A 16,973-nucleotide genomic window follows, 5' to 3' on the forward strand; every position below is an offset into this window, starting at 1 on the left:
CATTCGACGCCCCTCGAAGACGCAAGAATGTCCATGGGCAACACCTAGTAGTTTGGGTGCCGGCACTATACAACTTGCTCTTATCGATGGAATAGCCGTAGAGGTAGGCGTCTTCGGCCTGTTTGTCGGAAATCTGCGCAAAGGCGGGTATAGCCAGGGAAAGCAGGGACGCAGCAAGGATCAACCGTTTCATGGACACTCCTGTTGTATTGCCTGGAATCTTCGGCACCAGTACAGCGATCGACGGGGTATTACCGGCCGAACGAAATGCTCTCGGGCGGCAGATCGGACCGGGTCAGTGGAGTCTAGACCGAGGTTCGCAACTTGCCGGGGCGCTTCTGGCCGATCAGGTCGATCGTCTTTTTAGGTAGCACCGTGATTGGCGCGAAGTAAATGCTCGCAGTGGCTTGGCGGGGCTGAATTTTCATGTGGCATGAAAGGCCAAATGACAGGCGGCAGATGACAAGAAAACGCGGGGGAATACAGGAAAGATGGGGAGGGCGAAGCCTGGCGTCACCAGCGAGCCAGGTGGGGTTCGGCTATTGCCATCCGCGGTGTCTGGCGGCAAATGCCAAGTGGCTGACGTGAAGTGACAATTCTCCCGGCGGGCAGAGCAGCAGTATGGCGGCAGGACGCAATCGCCGTCCCTGCCTATCGTCCGCCTGAGGAGAATAACAATGCCAATGCCCACTCCCGTGTTCGAGCACAAGGAACTGCTGACGCTCAATACCCGTGAACTGCCGATCTACAAGGACGCCCTCGCGCCTTACTTCCCCGGCGTCGATGTACAGCCGCTGTACCTGGACCCGAACCTGGGCGTGTGGACCCTGCGGGTGATCTTCCAGCCCGGCGTCCGCCTGCCTTGCCACTACCACACCGGCCCGGTGCACCTGTTCACCCTGAGCGGCAAGTGGAACTACGTGGAATACCCCGACCAGCCGCAGACCGCCGGTTGCTACCTCTACGAGCCGGGCGGCTCGATCCACACCTTCAGCGTGCCGGCCGACAACACCGAGCCGACCGATACCGTGATGGTGGTGTACGGCGCCAACATCAACTTCGACCAGGACGGCAATTTCGTGAACGTCATGGACGCCACCGACATCATGCAGCTCATCGATCGCCTGGTGGTGGAGCGCGGCCTGGACCCGGCGCGTTACATCCGCCCCGGCCATGCGGGCTACACCGTCGGCTGAGTCCACTGGGCGGGCCATGGGCCCGCCCTTCACGAATATTCCTGGAGGGTGCTCGATGAGCCATCCTGCAATGCCGGTCGGCGCCAAGGGGCAGACCCCCGAGGTGCCGCGCTCGGTTTTCATCACTGGCGCCAGCGGCTTCATCGGCCAGGCGCTGGCCAAGCGCTACCGTGCGCTGGGCGCTGAAGTGCGCGGCATGGACCTGCGTGCCGACCCCGCCAACAGCGTGGTTGCCGGTGACCTGACGCGACCTGGGCAATGGGCCGAGTACGCCCGTGGCAGCGAGCTGTTCATCAACACTGCGGCCGTGGTGTCGCTGGCCGCACCCTGGAAGCAGTACCGCGAGGTTTCGGTGCGCGGCGTGCGCAACTGCCTGGACATCGCCATCCAGAGCGGCACCAAGCGCTTCGTGCAGTTTTCCTCCATTGCCGCCCTGGGCTGGCAGTACCCGGAGCAGGCCGATGAGCGCTGCGACGTGGTGATCGGCGAGCAGTACCGCTACGGCGTGGCCAAGGGCGCGAGCGAGCACCTGGTGCTGGCGGCTCACGCGGCGGGGGAGATCGACTGCACCATCGTGCGGCCCGGCGACGTCTACGGGCCTGGCTCGCGGGCCTGGCTCACCGAACCGCTGAAGATGGCCAAGGCTGGCGCATTGATCCTGCCCAATGGTGGCTCCGGGCGCTGGACGCCGGTGTACATCGACGACCTGCTGGACGGCGTGATGCTGGCGGCGGGCCTTGACCAGGGCAGGGGCCAGGTCTTCCACATCAGCGCCGCCGAGTCGGTCAGCTGCAAGGAGTTCTTCGGCCATCACTGGCGCTGGGCGGGGCGCTCCGGTTCGCCGCGCAGCCTTCCGCTGGGTGTGGCAACCGCACTGACCAGCATGATCTGGGGCGTCAATCGCCTCCTCGGGCGCCACGACGAAGTCACCCCGGACACCATGTACATGTTCTCCCGCACCGGTGGCATCTCCATCGACAAGGCGCGGCGGATGCTCGGTTACGCGCCGAAGATCAGCCTGGACGAAGGGCTGCGCCGTTCCGAGGCCTGGCTGCGCGAAGTCGGCCAGTTGAACTGATTGCTCCAGGCCGCCCTGGCGGGCGGCCATTCCCCCCAATACGGAGACGCTCAATGAAAGCCGTCGTCATGCGCGACAAGCAGTTGCTGGTCGATTCGCTCGCCACTCCCGAGCCCGCTGCGGGTGAGGTGCTGGTCAAGACCCTGGCCTGCGGTATCTGCGGTTCGGACCTGCACATGTTCCACCACTGCGAGCACGTGCTCGCCAACTTCAAGCGCGGCAATATCCCGATCGCCTTCGATGACCGCGAGGACGTGGTGTTCGGCCATGAATACTGTGCCGAGATTCTCGACCACGGCCCCGGCAGCGACCGCAAGCTCAAGGTCGGCACCCGTGTCTGTTCGCTGCCGTTCGTGATCACCCCGCAGCAGTTCCATCACATCGGCTTCTCCAATCGCTACCCCGGTGGCTATGGCGAGCAGATGGTGCTGGCCGAGCAGATGCTGCTGCCGGTGCCAGGTGATCTGCCCGCCGACATCGCCGCGCTGACCGAGCCGCTGACCGTCGCCGCCCATGCGGTGAATCGCGCGCAGCTCGACGGCAGCGAAGTGCCGGTGGTCATTGGCTGTGGTCCCATCGGCCTGGCGATGATCGCCATCCTCAAGTCGCGCGGTATCGGCCCGGTGGTGGCGGCGGACTTCAGCGCCGGCCGCCGTGCGCTGGCGGAGAAGATGGGCGCGGACGTGGTGGTCAACCCGGCCGAGCAATCGCCCTATGCGTCGTGGCTGGAAGTGGCTGCGCCTGCCGGCTACGACATCAACGGCCCGATGGCGCTGTTGGGGCTAGGCCCGCAACCCAGGCCGTGTGTGGTGTTCGAGTGCGTCGGCGTGCCGGGGCTGATCCAGCAGGTGATCCAGAACGCTCCGCCGCGCTCGCGGCTGATCGTGGTGGGCGTGTGCATGGAGAGCGACCGCATCGAGCCGCTGATCGGCATCGGCAAGGAAATGAACGTGCACTTCTCCTTCGGCTACACCGGCGAGGAGTTTGCGCAGACGCTTCACGCGCTGGCCGATGGAAAGCTCGACGGTGCGCCGATGATTACCGAGCGGGTGAAGCTGGATGGCGTGGCCGATGCCTTCGGCGCGCTGGCCCAGCCGGACCAGCACGCGAAGATCATGATCACCTACGACTGAGCCTGTGCCGCCGCCGCGGCGCGCAATTGCGCGCGCCGTTCCCGCGGCGGCGTTCCATACCAGCGCCGGCAGGCGCGGTTGAACGAACTCTGCTCGGCATAGCCGAGCAGGCCGGCGACCTGGGCCATGGGCATCTGCGCCTCGGCCAGGTAGAGATCGGCCAGTTCGCGACGGACGCCGTCCACCATGTCCTCGAATACCTGATCGTGTTCGGCGAGGCGCCGCTGCAGGGAGCGTTCGCGCATGCCCAGCTGCTCGGCGATCAACGGCAGTGCGCAGCGTTGCGTGGGCAGCAGCCGGCGAATCGCGTCTTCCACCTGAACATGGATTTCCAGTGGCTTGGCCGCGCCCAGGCTGCTGACGTATTCCATCATGGTGTCGTGCAGCTGGCGGTTGTGCTGGTCGATCGGTTTGCTCAGGTGTTCGGGCAGCAGCACCAGCCCGGTACACGCCTGGCCGAAGTGCATGCGGGCCCCGAAGAAGCGCTGGTAGCGCTGCTGCGGCAGGCGCGCCTCGGTGCGCGAGAGTACGGCGTGAGGCTTGAAGCCGGGGCCGTAGAGCATCTGCAGGGTCTTGAACATGACCCCCAGGGACAGCTCGATGATCTGCGTCTGGCGCGGCAGCGGGCGCAGGCGCAGCTCGTAGATCAGGTGCGGCCGGGCAGGGTCCAGGTCACTGTCCAGGTACACCAGCACCCCGGGGCTGTAGGTGTCGAGGAAGCGGGTGATGGCCGCCAGCGCCTCGCCGACATTGCGCGCGTTCTGTCCCACCACGGCCAGCGGGCCGAGGATGGTGATGCTCTGCCGTTCGGCCAGGCGCAGGCCGAAGTCCACACAGTTCAGGCGTTCGGCGCACAGCTCCAGGAGGTTGATCATGGAGCGGTAGGGGATGACGGCGGCGCCGTTGTCCAGCAACGCCGGGTCGATGCCCATCTGCCGTAGCAGCGGGTCCGGGTCGCCACCCAGGTCCCTCACCAATTCGGGGAATCCGGTCAGCGAAGTGGCTCTGATCAGCGCAGTCATGGGCGTGTCGCTCGTTCAGCTCGAAAGCTGCCTTCCAGGCAGCGTGGGCAGGGTGCAAAGCCACGGATGGCGTGTGCTCACATCCTCTCCAGTTTTTTTCCGCGGCAACAGGATTATTCGACGCCTGACGTCAAATGCCAAATCCATGACATCAGCGGACAAATGATTCTGCAAGGCCCCTGTGCATGCTTGGGCAAACCAACAAGAACGCTCACCCAGCGGGCCACTCCAGGCCCGGCGCGGCAAGGGCGATGCCGGAGACCTGCATGCATAACAACAATCACGCTGTCCGTTCCCTTCTCAAACCGCTGGCCCTGGCCGTATCCCTGGCATCCGCCGGTGCGGCGCATGCCTTGCCATTCCAGCTGGAGAACGGCTGGGAAGGGGAGTGGAACACCACGTTGTCGGTCGGCTCCCAATGGCGGGCAGAGGGCCAGGACAATGACCTGTACAGCGCCGCCAACGGCGCCCTGCGCGGCAAGTCCGGCGGCACCGGCGGCTCGGTGGATGCGGGCAACCTGAACTACGACAAGGGTGACCGCTTCTCCACCATCGCCAAGTTCGTCACCGACCTGTCGCTGCGCAATGGCGACATGGGCGGGATGATCCGCGTCAAGGGCTGGTATGACGAGGCGCTGAAGGACGAAGACGTCAATTTCGGCAGCGCCTCCAACGGCTACCGCAAGAAGCCGCTCAACGACGACGGCTATTCCGACCTGCAGAAGTTCAGCGGCGTCTATCTGCTCGATGCCTACCTGTACAACACCTACTACTTCGACGAGACGCCGGTGCAACTGCGCCTCGGGCGCCAGGTGGTGAACTGGGGCGAGAGTGCGTTCATCCAGGGCATCAACCAGATCAACCCGCTGGACGTCCCGGCGCTGCGCCGTCCGGGCACCGAGCTCAAGGAAGCCCTGATCCCCGTGTGGATGGCCTACATGAACGTCGGCCTGCCAGCCGGCGTGTCGATGGAGGCCTTCTACCAGCTCAAGTACGAGAGCACCGCCATCGAAGGCTGCGGCCATTACTGGTCGGTCACCGAGAGTGCGATCGGCCAGGACTTCGGCGACTGCCAGCTGGGTACCTTCCTGGGCGGCACCAATCCGTCCTCGCCGACCAAGGTGGCCGCCGGTGCCTATCTGCCGGAGATCAAGGGCAAGGACCCGCACGACAGCGGGCAGTGGGGCGTGGCCTTCCGCCTGCCGGTGGATGCGCTGGATGGCGAAGTGGGGCTGTACTACCTGAACTACCACTCGCGCACGCCTTACCTGGGGCTGCGCAGCACCAGTTCGGCGGCCATGACCGAGTTCCCCAACGCCGGTACCCCCGGCGCCGTCGCGCGTAACGCCGCCGGGCAATTCGTCGGGCCGAGCTGGGAATACCCCGAAGACATCCGCCTGTTCGGCCTGAGCTTCACCACCACGCTGGCAGGCTGGTCCATCGGCTCGGAACTGAGCTACTCGCCCAACCAGCCGGTGCAGATCAATGGCGCCGACCTGCTCAATGGCGCGATTGCCGGCATTGGCCCGGCCGCTGATCTGATCCAGCAGGTCAAGGTCGCCAGCTCGCCGTTCACCGCCGGCTGGGATCGCTACGAGAAGACCCAGTTCCAGGTCAACGGCGTCAACGTCTTCCCCAACGTGCTCAAGGCCGACAACCTGACGGTGATCGCCGAGGCCGGCTTCCAGTGGAACAACGTGCCCCAGGGTGACGACGACCGCCGTTACGGTCGCGGCTTCATCTACGGCCTGGGTTCCAGCCCGACCATCCCCGCTGGCGGCAATACCTGCACCTCGCCGGTGGCCAGCCTGCGCAACAGCAGCCCGGCCGGCTGCAAGAACGATGGCTACGTCACCGACTTTGCCTGGGGTTATCGCCTGCGCGGGCAGCTCGACTACAACAACTTCCTCGGCACCAGCATCACCGCGTCGCCCTACGCCTTCCTCGGCCAGGACGTCGACGGCGTATCGATGGACGGCCAGTTCAACGAGGGCCGGGTGACCTCCGCCATCGGCATCACCTTCGATTACAACAAGCAGCAAAAGCTCGACTTCAGCTACGTCAGCTTCGACAACAGCGCCGAGTACGACCCGCTGCACGACCGCGATTTCTACGCCGCCAGTTACAGCTACAGCTTCTGACAGAACAACAAGAGGTCATACCGATGAACAAGCCATACCGTGCCGCGCGCCTGGGCGGCCTGACGGCGGCCCTGCTGCTCGCCCTGAGCAGCCAGGCCCACGCACAACTCACTGCCGAGCAGGCCGCGCGCCTGGGCAAGGACCTGACACCGCTGGGTGGCGAGATGGCCGGCAATGCCGACGGCTCGATTCCCGCCTACACCGGCGGCATGACCCAGCCGCCCGCCGGCTGGAGCGCGGCGCAGGGCTACGTCGACCCGTTCGCCGGGGAGAAGCCGCTGTTCACCATCACCGCCGCCAACCTGGCGCAGTACAAGGACAAGGTGACGCCGGGCATGCAGGCGCTGCTGGCCAAGTACCCGACGTTCAAGATGCCGGTCTACCCGACGCACCGCACCGCGGCAGTCCCGGCTGCGGTTGCCGAGAAGGTGAAGCAGGAGGCGGTGAACGCCCAGCTCAACGGCTTCGGGGTGAGCAATCTGAATGGCACCACCACGCCGTTCCCGATTCCGAAGAATGGCCTGGAGGCCATCTGGAACCACAACCTGCGCTACCTTGGCGGCGGCCTGCAGCGGACCTACGCGTCCTTCCCGGTGCGCGGCAGCGGTGACTTCTACACCGTGCGTATCCAGGAAAACCGCGTCTTCGACACCAACATGGACAAGCAGTCGGACAACCGCCTGCTCAACTATTCTGCGCGCTTCATCTCGCCGGCCACCCTGGCGGGCACCGTGCAGCTGGTGCACGAGCCGATCGACCAGGTGAAGGAAGTACGGTCGGCGTGGATCTACAACGTCGGCCAGCGCCGCGTGCGCCGTGCCCCCGACCTGGCCTACGACAACGTCAACGACGGCACCGAAGGCCTGCGTGTGACCGATGACTTCGACGGTTACAACGGCGCGCCGGATCGCTTCGACTGGAAGCTGGTCGGCAAGCAGGAAATGTACGTCCCGTACAACGACTACAAGCTGGGCAGCAAGGACGTGAAGTACAAGGACCTGCTTACGCCCAATACGCCGAACCCGGACCTCATGCGCTACGAACTGCACCGCGTGTGGGTGGTGGAAGGCACGCTGCGCCCGGATGCCAAGCACGTCTACGGCAAGCGCGTGATGTACCTCGACGAGGACTCCTGGACCGTACTGGCCAGCGACGCCTACGACACCCGCGGTACGCTCTGGCGCATCGGCGTGCACCCGCTGGTCCAGTTCTACGACGCCCAGGTGCCCTGGTACCGCGCCAACATCTGGCACGACCTGAGCAACGGCAGCTACTACCTCGCCGGCCTGGCCAACGAGGAAGCGCAGCCCTGGACGTTCGGTATCAAGGGTCGCTTCGTCGACTTCCAGCCCGACGCCCTGCGTCGCATGGGCAACTGATACCCGACGACCCTCGTTGAACCCGGACGGGCCGCTGCCGGCGGCCCGTTCGCTCGCTGGAAATTCGCTCATGTCGCTACGCCAACTTCTGCTGGCCGCAGGACTCTGCCTGCCGGCCTCGTATGCCTTCGCCCAGCCGCCGGCACCGGACTATGCCGTGCGCCCGGACCGTGTGCTGCTGCTCAACATCGCCGACACCGGCGCCGGCCTGGTGGCCGTCGGTGAACGTGGCGTGGTGCTGCGCGCCGACGAACCCGGTGAGCATTGGGTCAGCACCCGCGCACCGACCACCCGCACGCTGGCCGGCGTTGCCTTCGCCGATGCCCGCCACGGTGTCGCCGTCGGCCACGGCGGTACCCTGCTGCGCAGCGACGATGGCGGCCAGCATTGGCAGGCGGTCGAGGCTGACACCAACGGCGACGCGCTGCTGGGCGTCGCTGCCATGGGCGAGGGGCGGATGGTCGCCTGGGGCGCTTTCGGGCTTTACCTGATGTCGGCGGACAACGGCGTCACCTGGCAGCGCCACAGCGTGCTGGGCGATGACTTCGACCGGCACATCTCGCAGATCATCGCCCTGGCTAGCGGCGATTGGCTGCTGGTGGGGGAGAGCGGCACGCTGGCTCGCTCGGCCGACCACGGCCAAACCTGGCAAGCCATGCCCAGCCCCTACGCCGGCAGCCTGTTCGGCGCCTTGCAGCTCAAGGGCGGCGGCCTGCTGATCTACGGCATGCGCGGCAACCTCTGGTACTCGGCCGATGCCGGCCAGAGCTGGGAACAACGGCCGACCGGAACCACCTTCGCCCTCAACGGCGCCGTCCAGCTCAAATCCGGCCGCGTGCTGGTGATGGGCAACAGCGGCCTGCTGCTGGCCAGCGATGACCAGGGCGGCCATTTCGGCGTCCAGCCCTCGACCCATGCCAGCCTCGCGCGTGCCATCGAACGCGGCGACGGCCAGCTGCTGGCCGTGGGCGACCGTGGCGTGATGACGCTTCCCACTGCCGCGCCCCAACCGCAGGACTGATCCATGAGCATGCAGGAAAGCTTTGTGAAGAATGCCGACCACCTGGAACGCCAGAACTTCTCCCGCGGCGTGGTAGGGCGGGTGTCCTACTGGATCTTCCACCAGCGCAAGCCGCTGCTCGCGCTGTTCATCCTGATCACCCTGGCGCTGGGCTACAGCGCCAGCCACCTCAAGGTGGAAGCGGGCTTCTTCAAGATGATCCCGCTGCATCACCCCTACATGAAGACCTTCCTGGAGTATCAGAAGGACTTCGGCGGCGCCAACAAGGTGCTGGTGGCGGTGAAGAATGACAAGGGCGAGATCTTCACGCCGCAGGCCATGGCCGCGCTGCGCAAGGTCTCCGATGAAGTGTTCTTCATCAATGGCGTGGAGCGCAGCTCGGTGACCTCGCTGTTCACCTCCAACGTGCGCTACACCGAAGTGGTGGAGGACGGCTTCACCGGCGGCAACCTGGTGGATTCCAGCTACGCCGGCAAGCCCGAGCAGATCGCCCAGGTACGCGAGCGCACGCTGAAATCCGACTGGGTCGGGCGCATTGTCTCCAACGACCTCTCTGCCGCCATGGTGGTCGCCAACCTGCAGGAAACCGACCCGACGACGGGGCAGCGCCTGGACCTGCAGGACGTGGCGAAGAAGCTCGAACAGATCCGCCAGGAAAACCAGAGCGCGGGTATCAGCATCCACATCATCGGCTTCGCCAAGTCCGTGGGCGATATCGCCGAGGGCGCGTCGGGCGTGCTGATCTTCTTCATCATCGCCTTCGTCATCACCGCGGTACTGCTGTTCTGGTACTCCGGCTCGCTGATGCTCACCGGCTGGGCGCTGATCTGCGCCGTGGTGCCGGTGATCTGGCTGCTCGGCCTGCTGCCGCTGCTGGGGCTGACCCTGGACCCGATGTCGATCCTGGTACCGTTCCTGATCTTCTCCATCGGCGTTTCCCACGCGGTCCAGATGACCAACGCATGGAAGCTGGAGACCCTGCACGGCGCCGACGGCGTGACCGCCTCGCGCAACTGCTTCCAGAAGCTGTTCATCCCCGGTGCCGTGGCGCTGCTGGCCAATGCCCTGGGCTTCATGGTCATCGCCCTGGTGGACATCGAGATGGTGCGCGAGCTGGCGATCACCGCCACGCTGGGCGTCTCGGTGATGATCGTTACCAACAAGATGCTGCTGCCGATCCTGCTGTCGTTCATGCGCCTCTCCGCTGCCGATGCGCAGAAGCTGCGCGGCAAGGAAACCCTCGGTGCAGCACTGTGGGAACGCCTGGGCGTTCTGGCGACCCGCCGCGGCGCTGCCTGGGCGCTGGCCTGTGCCGCGCTGTTGCTGGGCTTCGGCCTGTTCGAGGCGCGGCACCTGCATGTCGGCGATATCGGCGCGGGGGTACCGGAGCTGCGCGCGGACTCGCGCTACAACCAGGACGTGGCGGTGATCACCCGCGACTTCGCCATCGGTGTCGATCTGCTGCAGGTCATCGCCCGCGCCAAGGGCGATGAGGAAACGCCCTGCGTGAAGCGCACGGTGCTCGACCCTATCGGCGAGCTGGAGTTGTACCTGCGCCAGGACGATGGCGTGTCCTCGGTGCGCAGCCTGGCCGGTTTCGTCGGCAGCATCACCCAGGCCTACGCCGAGACCGACCTGAAGTGGCGCGTGCTGCCCGAGCCTACCGCGCAGATCGCCCAGGGCGTGGGCTTCGCCACGCGCGTTGGCACCGAATACATGAACAGCGCCTGCAACGCGATCCCGGTATCGATCTACACCCGCGACCACCAGGCCGACACCATCGCCACGCTGATGGACAAGATCAAGGCGTTCAAGGCCGCCAACGACAACGACCAGGTCGAGTTCCAGCTGGCTTCCGGCAACGTCGGGGTGATGGCCGCGACCAACGAAGTGGTGCACGCCGGCGACAGGCTGGTGAACAGCGCGCTGTTCGCCTCGGTCACGCTGCTGTGCCTGTGGATGTTCCGTTCCTGGCGCATCACCCTCTGCGTGATCGTCCCGCTGGCCCTGGTGACGGTGCTGTGCAATGCGCTGATGGCGCTGCTGGGCATCGGCGTCAAGGTGAACACGCTGCCGGTAGTCGCGCTGGGCGTCGGGGTCGGGGTCGACTATGGCATCTACCTGTTCGAGCGCATCAAGCACGAGATGTACGAGCGCGGTTGCAGCCTGCGCGAGGCCTTCGTCGAGGCGCTGAAACAGCGCGGCACGGCATCGGTATTCACCGCCGTGACCATGACGCTGTCCATCGCCACCTGGGCATTCTCCTCCCTGAAGTTCCAGGCCGACATGGGCATCCTTCTGGCCTTCATGTTCCTGGTCAACCTGCTCGGCGCGATCCTCCTGCTGCCGGCGCTGGCGGCCTGGCTGGTACGACCCGTCGACGCCAGTCGGCACTGATCAAGGGCAGGGCGGGGCAACCCGTCCTGCTGCAACGAGCACGCGAAGCGAGCACAGAGGTCATCGACGCTTGTCGGGGATTTGCCGAGAAACCCGGCCCGGAAGTTGGGGCCGGGTTGCATTTGCCAGCCACGGCGCCACAGCTACCTTTATTCTGGCGCCACGGAATTCGATGCAACGGCAGCTCCCGTTCGATCGCGTGCCCGCAAGCTTCCCCTGAAGGCCCTGACGACCCCATGGAGTTAGAAACTTGATGAAGCACAAGATCGGATACAGCCTGCTCGCCCTGGCACTCTGCACCACACTGTCGCTGAGTGCCCAGGCCGGTGAGAATTCCGCCGGAAAACCCGCTGCGGAGGTGCCGGGCATTCCCGCGGGCACCGTGATCACGCCCACCAGCGCACGGGTGATTGCCCAGGACGCCTACCTCTGGGGTTGGCCGTTGGTAAACGCCTTCAATCGCCGCGCCTCATTCTCGAAGGCGCCGGAACCCGGCCTGATGGGCGGTATCCTGCCGGCGGCGCCGACGGGTTACGTCAGCATGCTCAGCGACTACATTTCACCCGAGCAGCGCTGGGTCGCGCACCCGAACCAGGACGTGGTCTATGGCTTCGGTTTCGGCGCCACCGACGATGATCCGGTGGTCCTCCAGGTGCCGGATTTTGGCGACCGCTTCTGGGTCTACGCGCTCTATGACGCCCGCAGCGAGGAGTTCTCCAAGCTCGGCAAGCAATACGGCACCAAGCCGGGCAACTACCTGGTGGTGGGGCCGAACTGGAAGGGCACGGTGCCCGAGGGCATCACCGAGGTGATCAAGTCGCCCACCGAGCTGGTGGCCATCGGCCCGCGTGTCTTCATGGGTGACAGCGAGGCGGACCACGAGGCGGTGAAGAAGGTGCTGCAGCAGGTGGTGGTGTATCCGCTGAGCAAGTACGACGGCAAGTCGGTGACCAAGGACTGGACCAAGACGCCGCATTTCCCCGCCGCGCAGAGCTCCTCCAGCGAAACCCGCTGGGTCGATCCGAACAAGTTCTTCGATGAACTGCCGCAGGTGCTCGACAAGGTCCCGCCGCTGGCGGGTGAAGAGAGCCGCTACGCCATGCTGCGCGCGGTACTGGACGCCGCCGCGAAGGACCCGGCGATCAAGGATGTGCTGGTCAAGACTGCGGTCGAGACCGAGGAGCAGGTGATCACCCCGCTGTTCTCCTTCCGCACCAACGGCTCGCGCCTGCCCAACGGCTGGAACTCGCCCACCAACGTCGCCCGCTGGGGCAATGACTACCTGACCCGCACGGCGACGGCGAAGTCCAACATGTACACCAACCAACCCGAGGAAACCCGCTACTTCTTCCTCGAAGTGGATGGCAAGGGCGAGCGCCTGAACGGCAATCACAGCTACACCGTGACGTTCGCGAAGGGCCAGACACCGCCAGCCAACGGCTTCTGGTCGCTGACGATGTACGACCCCAAGCACTTCTTCGCGGCCAACTCGCTCAAGCGCTACTCGGTCGGCACCAAGAACCTGGATCACATGAAGTACAACGACGACGGTTCCCTGACCATCTACGTGCAGCACGACTCGCCGGGCAAGGACAAGGAAGCCAACTGGCTGCCGGCGCCGAAAAGCGAGTTCGAGATGACCATTCGCACCTACTGGGCCAAGCCCGAGGTGCTGAGCGGGGAGTGGACGCCGCCGGCGGCTGTCCGGGCCCATTGAGGAGGGGGCGGCCGGGAGTTCAACCGACTCTCCCGGCCGCCTTCGGGCTGGCGCTGCTGATCAGTCCGCGACTTGCTCGAAGTCGGGCATCTTGAAGGTCTTGTTGTTGAACTCCGCAGTCGGCCCGTAGAAACGGATGGCCGGCAGCGGGCGTTTGCCGGAGGTGGGAATCCAGTTGGCTTCCAGGCCCTCGGGAGCTTTGGGACCGACATACAGGGTGACGCCGCCGTCGGCGTTCTTCTTCATCTTGTCGACATCGAAGGACGACAGGGTCGTGCGGTTGCTGTCGCTGTAGATGAAGGAGAAGGTGGCGCGGTCGTAGACGGTCAGGGCCCAGAACTGCTTGACCGGCATCTTCGCGGGCACGTCGACCTTGTAGAGCTTGCCGGCCTCCAGCGGCTTGCCGTCCTTGTCGGCCATGGCCATCTGGTAGGAGGTGGCCGGGGAAGCGCTGAGCACCTTGGGCATGTAGGTGCACCAGAAGTATTCCGCTGCGCGCTCGGTCAGGTCGATGCGGTCGTCGTAGACGAACTTGAACTCCTGGTTCTTGTCCGCCTGCAGCAGCGAGACGTAGTGGCGGTCGGGCCAGTACACGCGCTTGGCCATGTTCTTGTCGAACCACTCCTGCAGGTAGAACCAGGCATCGATGGCGGCCTGGTGCATGGCGCGCTTGGCTGTTTCATCGGGCGAGAAGGGTTTGCCTTTCTCGATGCCCAGCGAGGCCAGCATGCCCATCATCACCTTGTCGTGCTCGCGGACGGGCTCGACACTCATGATCGCGTGCATGTCCTCGAAGTGGCGCTCGTCGTAGAACGGCAGCGTCGGGTAGCGCTCGTGTGCGGGGTCGATGAACTTCTGTTGCGGCGGATTCTTCGCCTGCTCCAGGTAGTACATGCGCAGTTGCTTGGCGTACGCGTAGGCATCCGCTGAGGTCTTCCCGGGCGGCGGCACCGAGCGGAACGCCAGGGCAATCCGGTAATTGGGTGAGGCGACGTGGAAATAGCCCTTGGGAACCGTGCCCTTGTAGTCCGGAGCGGTGAAGAGGTACTTGCCGCCCTTGCCCTTGTCGATGCCCGCCGGGCCGACGTCGGCGATGGTGAACTGCCACGCATCCACGACCTGCCCGTACAGGCTGCCCGCGGCGCCGGCCGCGGGCACTTCCAGCACTACGGGGCCCTTGCGCAGGTCGGTGTAGGCGGCGATGTAGGGGGTGGTGCTGTTGGCGGTGATGGCCTCCAGCTGCGGGGTCGCCGTCTGCGAATAGGCGATGATGTCGTTGTCCTTGTAGCCGAGGTTCTCGAACGCGGCGCGGCGGAAGGAGTAGATGGAGATTGCCGGCATGTTCCAGAGGATGGCTTCGAAGGCCCGCTGGTACTTGATCTGGTAATCGAAATCCTTGGTCGACGGGCTGGAGCCGGCAGGCGGCTGGCCGCCCAGGGGTTCCTGCGGGCCTGCCACGGCGATGGATGCAGCCATGCCGAGTGCGCCGGCCAGCAATACAGGCAGCAAGGCTCTGCTGATGGAGTTGTTGAGCGGGGACAAGCGAGTCATCGATCCTTCTACGGCTCTCATGGGGTCTCCTGATGAAGAGCTGCACGTGCGCTGGAGGGCTCCATCCCAACCGTTCCGGAGTGCGCCGCCTGCTTGCGTCGCGCTGGCGGAAACCCTTCCACGGTCGACTGCCTGGATAGGTGAAATTCGTACTCGCGAAGTGTAGTTGCGAATTTTCCGGGGACCTTCCGATGATTCCCTCAGTCAGGCGGTCGGGTGCATGGCGGCTCGATTACGCGCATGCCGGGTAGGGCGATCTATCAGCCGATCTTCAGGGCACGGTCCAGCGACCAGGCGCCTGCGCCGCGTCCAATCAGCAGCAGGAGCAGGCCCGCCCAGGACAGGTGCGTCGGCCAGGCATCGGGGTAGACGAACACTTCGATCACGGTGGTCATGCCCAGCAGGGCGAGGGCGGAGAGGCGGGTGAACAGGCCCAGCACCAGCAGGACCGGGAAGAAGTGTTCTGCGTAGGTCGCCAGGTGCGCGGCTATATAGGGTGGCACCAGCGGCAGCACGTATTCGGTCTGGAACAGTTCGTAGGTGCTCGGCGTGATGGTCAGGATGCCCTCGACCTTGGTGCGCCCGGACAGGAAGAAGATCGAAGCGATCCCCAGGCGCGCTGCCAGGCACAACAAAGAGTCGCTGAGCAGGGACTGCAGGCGGTTGGCGATGGTGTTCCAGTGCTGGCGAAGGGCGCCGCCCGGGTAGTGGCTGCGGGAGATGTCCATGGCGGCTTCCTCAGGTGAGTTTCAGCGGTTGGAACACGGCGGCGCCGAGCAGGCTGCCCAGCAGCACCGTGAAGTCGAGGTCGGCTTGCGCCCTGAGCGCCAGGGTCGATGCCTGATCGAGGTCATGACCGCTGGCGCAGGCATCGAGGAAAGCGCAACCGCCCACGTCCAGTGCCTGCCAGGTGACGCCCTCGGCATGGCCGACCAGCAGCGCGCCTTCAGCGTGCCAGGGCAGCTCTTCGGGCAATGGCAGCGCGTCGCGGTTGTAGCGCCAGATGCTGTAGATCGGCTGTTGGTCAAACCAGCGCCAGCGTGCGCTGGCGCGGGGTTGCAGGTGACAGGGGGCAAGGTCGGAAGCGGTCATCCCCGCCAGGTCGGACCACTGCAGCGCAGGTTCCTGTGGCGCGGTGTAGGCTTCCAGCCACAAGCGGTCGAGGCGTGCCACGTCGGCCAGGTAGGGCAACTCGCGAGCGGGTTCGAAGGCGTCGAGGAAATCGGCGAAGTCTTCGCCGTAGAGAACCAGGCGCGCGTCGTTCGGCGGTGTCTGCTGTGCGTGGATGGCCGCCGCGCCGCGCAGCCAGTCAGTGCCGACCAGGCGTTCGACACTGGGGAAGTTGTCGCACAAGGCGTCGGTGCAGCCCTTGAGCACGGTGTTGCGGTAGACGCTGAAGCCGGCCTGCTCGGTCAAACCTTGCAGGCCGGGGGGAGAACGCTGGTACAGCGCTTCGACGAAAGCTTCCTGGAAGGTGCCGAGGGACGTCTTCATGCGGCCACCTCCGCCCGGTTGAGGATGCCCTGGGCGATTTCGCGCTCGGCCAGCAGTTCGCTGAAGGCGGGGATGTGGTCGTCGCGTTCGATCAGCGTCGGGCGCGGGCCGATGCGCCGGATCAGGTGCTGGTAGAGCTCCCAGACCGGTTCGGCGATGGGGGCGTCGTGGGAGTCGATCAGCAGCTCGCCGCGCTCGTCGTGGCTGTGCCCGGCCAGGTGGATTTCCAGGATGGCTGCGGCGGGGAATCGGTCGAGATAGCGCTTGGCATCGAAGCCGAGATTGTGCGCGCTGACGTGTACGTTGTTGATGTCCAGCAGCAGGCCGCAGCCGGTGCGCAGCGCCAGTTCGGTGAGGAGTTCGATCTCGTCCCAGTCGTGGCCGTCGAGGCGAAGGTAGTGGCTGGGGTTTTCGATGGCGATGCGCCGGCCCAGGGCATGCTGGGTACGCTCGATATTGTCGACGATACGGGCCAGGGCCGCGTGGCTGCGCGGGAAAGGCAGCAGGTCCGGCAGGTACCGGCCGCGCCAGGTGGACCAGGCCAGGTGCTCGGAGATCAGCACGGGCTGCACGCGCTCAACCAGCGCGCGCAGCCGCAGCAGATGAGCCTCGTCGGGGGCGGCGTCCGCTGCCAGGGACAGCGAAACCCCGTGCAGCGACAGCGGATGCCGTTCGGCGATCCGCTCCAGCCAGGCAAGGCGGGGGCCGCCGACCATGTAGTTTTCCGGATGCACTTCGAACCAGAGCCCTCGCGCGCAGCAGTCGAGCGCCTGGGTGTAGTGCTCGGCCTTGAGCCCAAGCCCGGCACCCGGTTGAGTCGATACGTTCATGGTCGGCAGCCTGC

At 65.4% G+C, this 16,973-nt stretch carries 14 protein-coding genes; 8 read left to right on the forward strand and 6 right to left on the reverse strand.

Going from position 1 to position 16,973, the window contains the following annotated elements; genetic code table 11:
• Positions 1–193, reverse strand: a 193-nt coding sequence (locus tag A6723_RS32310; protein WP_218188786.1) for a hypothetical protein, incomplete at its 3' end; no start/stop codon positions are given.
• 484 nt (positions 194–677) lie between these two features.
• Here A6723_RS32310 and A6723_RS26890 point away from each other — a divergent pair.
• The 3 genes from A6723_RS26890 to A6723_RS26900 are packed head-to-tail and all read left to right on the forward strand — an operon-like array spanning position 678 to position 3,407.
• On the forward strand, positions 678–1,196 hold the full coding sequence (locus tag A6723_RS26890) for a 2,4'-dihydroxyacetophenone dioxygenase family protein (protein WP_054909610.1): 519 nt from the start codon (positions 678–680) through the stop codon (positions 1,194–1,196).
• Between the two features lie 55 nt (positions 1,197–1,251).
• Positions 1,252–2,274: an NAD(P)-dependent oxidoreductase gene (locus A6723_RS26895; protein ID WP_218187784.1), complete on the forward strand. Its 1,023-nt coding sequence runs from the start codon at positions 1,252–1,254 to the stop codon at positions 2,272–2,274.
• A 53-nt stretch (positions 2,275–2,327) separates the two neighbouring features.
• Positions 2,328–3,407 carry a zinc-binding dehydrogenase gene (locus tag A6723_RS26900; protein WP_054909609.1) on the forward strand — a complete coding sequence of 360 codons (1,080 nt, stop codon included), beginning with the start codon at positions 2,328–2,330 and terminating at the stop codon, positions 3,405–3,407.
• On the opposite strand, the gene A6723_RS26905 is transcribed toward A6723_RS26900, so the two are convergent.
• On the reverse strand, positions 3,398–4,429 hold the full coding sequence (locus A6723_RS26905) for an AraC family transcriptional regulator (protein ID WP_054909608.1): 1,032 nt from the start codon (positions 4,427–4,429) through the stop codon (positions 3,398–3,400). The two genes, A6723_RS26900 and A6723_RS26905, sit on opposite strands and share 10 nt — an antisense overlap.
• 266 nt (positions 4,430–4,695) lie before the next feature.
• Here A6723_RS26905 and A6723_RS26910 point away from each other — a divergent pair, with 266 nt between their 5' ends.
• From A6723_RS26910 to A6723_RS26930, 5 genes are all read left to right on the forward strand, one after another.
• Complete coding sequence (locus tag A6723_RS26910; RefSeq protein WP_054909607.1) at positions 4,696–6,570, forward strand: DUF1302 domain-containing protein; 1,875 nt, start codon at positions 4,696–4,698, stop codon at positions 6,568–6,570.
• A 23-nt stretch (positions 6,571–6,593) separates the two neighbouring features.
• Complete coding sequence (locus A6723_RS26915) at positions 6,594–7,949, forward strand: DUF1329 domain-containing protein (protein ID WP_054909606.1); 1,356 nt, start codon at positions 6,594–6,596, stop codon at positions 7,947–7,949.
• A gap of 70 nt (positions 7,950–8,019) precedes the next feature.
• Positions 8,020–8,970, forward strand: a complete 951-nt coding sequence (locus A6723_RS26920) for a YCF48-related protein (RefSeq protein WP_054909605.1) — start codon at positions 8,020–8,022, stop codon at positions 8,968–8,970.
• A gap of 3 nt (positions 8,971–8,973) precedes the next feature.
• Positions 8,974–11,367 carry an RND family transporter gene (locus tag A6723_RS26925; RefSeq protein WP_082450761.1) on the forward strand — a complete coding sequence of 798 codons (2,394 nt, stop codon included), beginning with the start codon at positions 8,974–8,976 and terminating at the stop codon, positions 11,365–11,367.
• Positions 11,368–11,620: 253 nt separating this feature from the next.
• Entirely contained in the window at positions 11,621–13,084 is a 1,464-nt protein-coding gene (locus A6723_RS26930; RefSeq protein WP_054909604.1) for a DUF1254 domain-containing protein, read from the forward strand.
• A 60-nt stretch (positions 13,085–13,144) separates the two neighbouring features.
• Here the strand turns inward: A6723_RS26930 and A6723_RS26935 are convergent, their stop codons facing one another.
• The 4 genes from A6723_RS26935 to A6723_RS26950 all read right to left on the reverse strand — a co-directional run bounded on the left by A6723_RS26935 (position 13,145) and on the right by A6723_RS26950 (position 16,959).
• Positions 13,145–14,635, reverse strand: coding sequence for a DUF1254 domain-containing protein (locus tag A6723_RS26935; RefSeq protein ID WP_256234107.1), 1,491 nt, complete (start codon positions 14,633–14,635; stop codon positions 13,145–13,147).
• A 260-nt stretch (positions 14,636–14,895) separates the two neighbouring features.
• Positions 14,896–15,363 carry a DoxX family protein gene (locus A6723_RS26940; protein ID WP_054909602.1) on the reverse strand — a complete coding sequence of 156 codons (468 nt, stop codon included), beginning with the start codon at positions 15,361–15,363 and terminating at the stop codon, positions 14,896–14,898.
• A gap of 10 nt (positions 15,364–15,373) precedes the next feature.
• A complete protein-coding gene (locus tag A6723_RS26945) occupies positions 15,374–16,129 on the reverse strand; it encodes a DNA-binding domain-containing protein (RefSeq protein ID WP_054909601.1) in 756 nt (251 codons plus the stop codon).
• Complete coding sequence (locus tag A6723_RS26950; RefSeq protein WP_054909600.1) at positions 16,126–16,959, reverse strand: DUF692 domain-containing protein; 834 nt, start codon at positions 16,957–16,959, stop codon at positions 16,126–16,128. Before A6723_RS26950 ends, A6723_RS26945 begins: the two co-directional genes overlap by 4 nt.
• Positions 16,960–16,973: the final 14 nt, after the last annotated feature.

This window comes from Pseudomonas sp. AU11447, from assembly GCF_001672555.2.
GTDB lineage: Bacteria > Pseudomonadota > Gammaproteobacteria > Pseudomonadales > Pseudomonadaceae > Pseudomonas > Pseudomonas nitroreducens.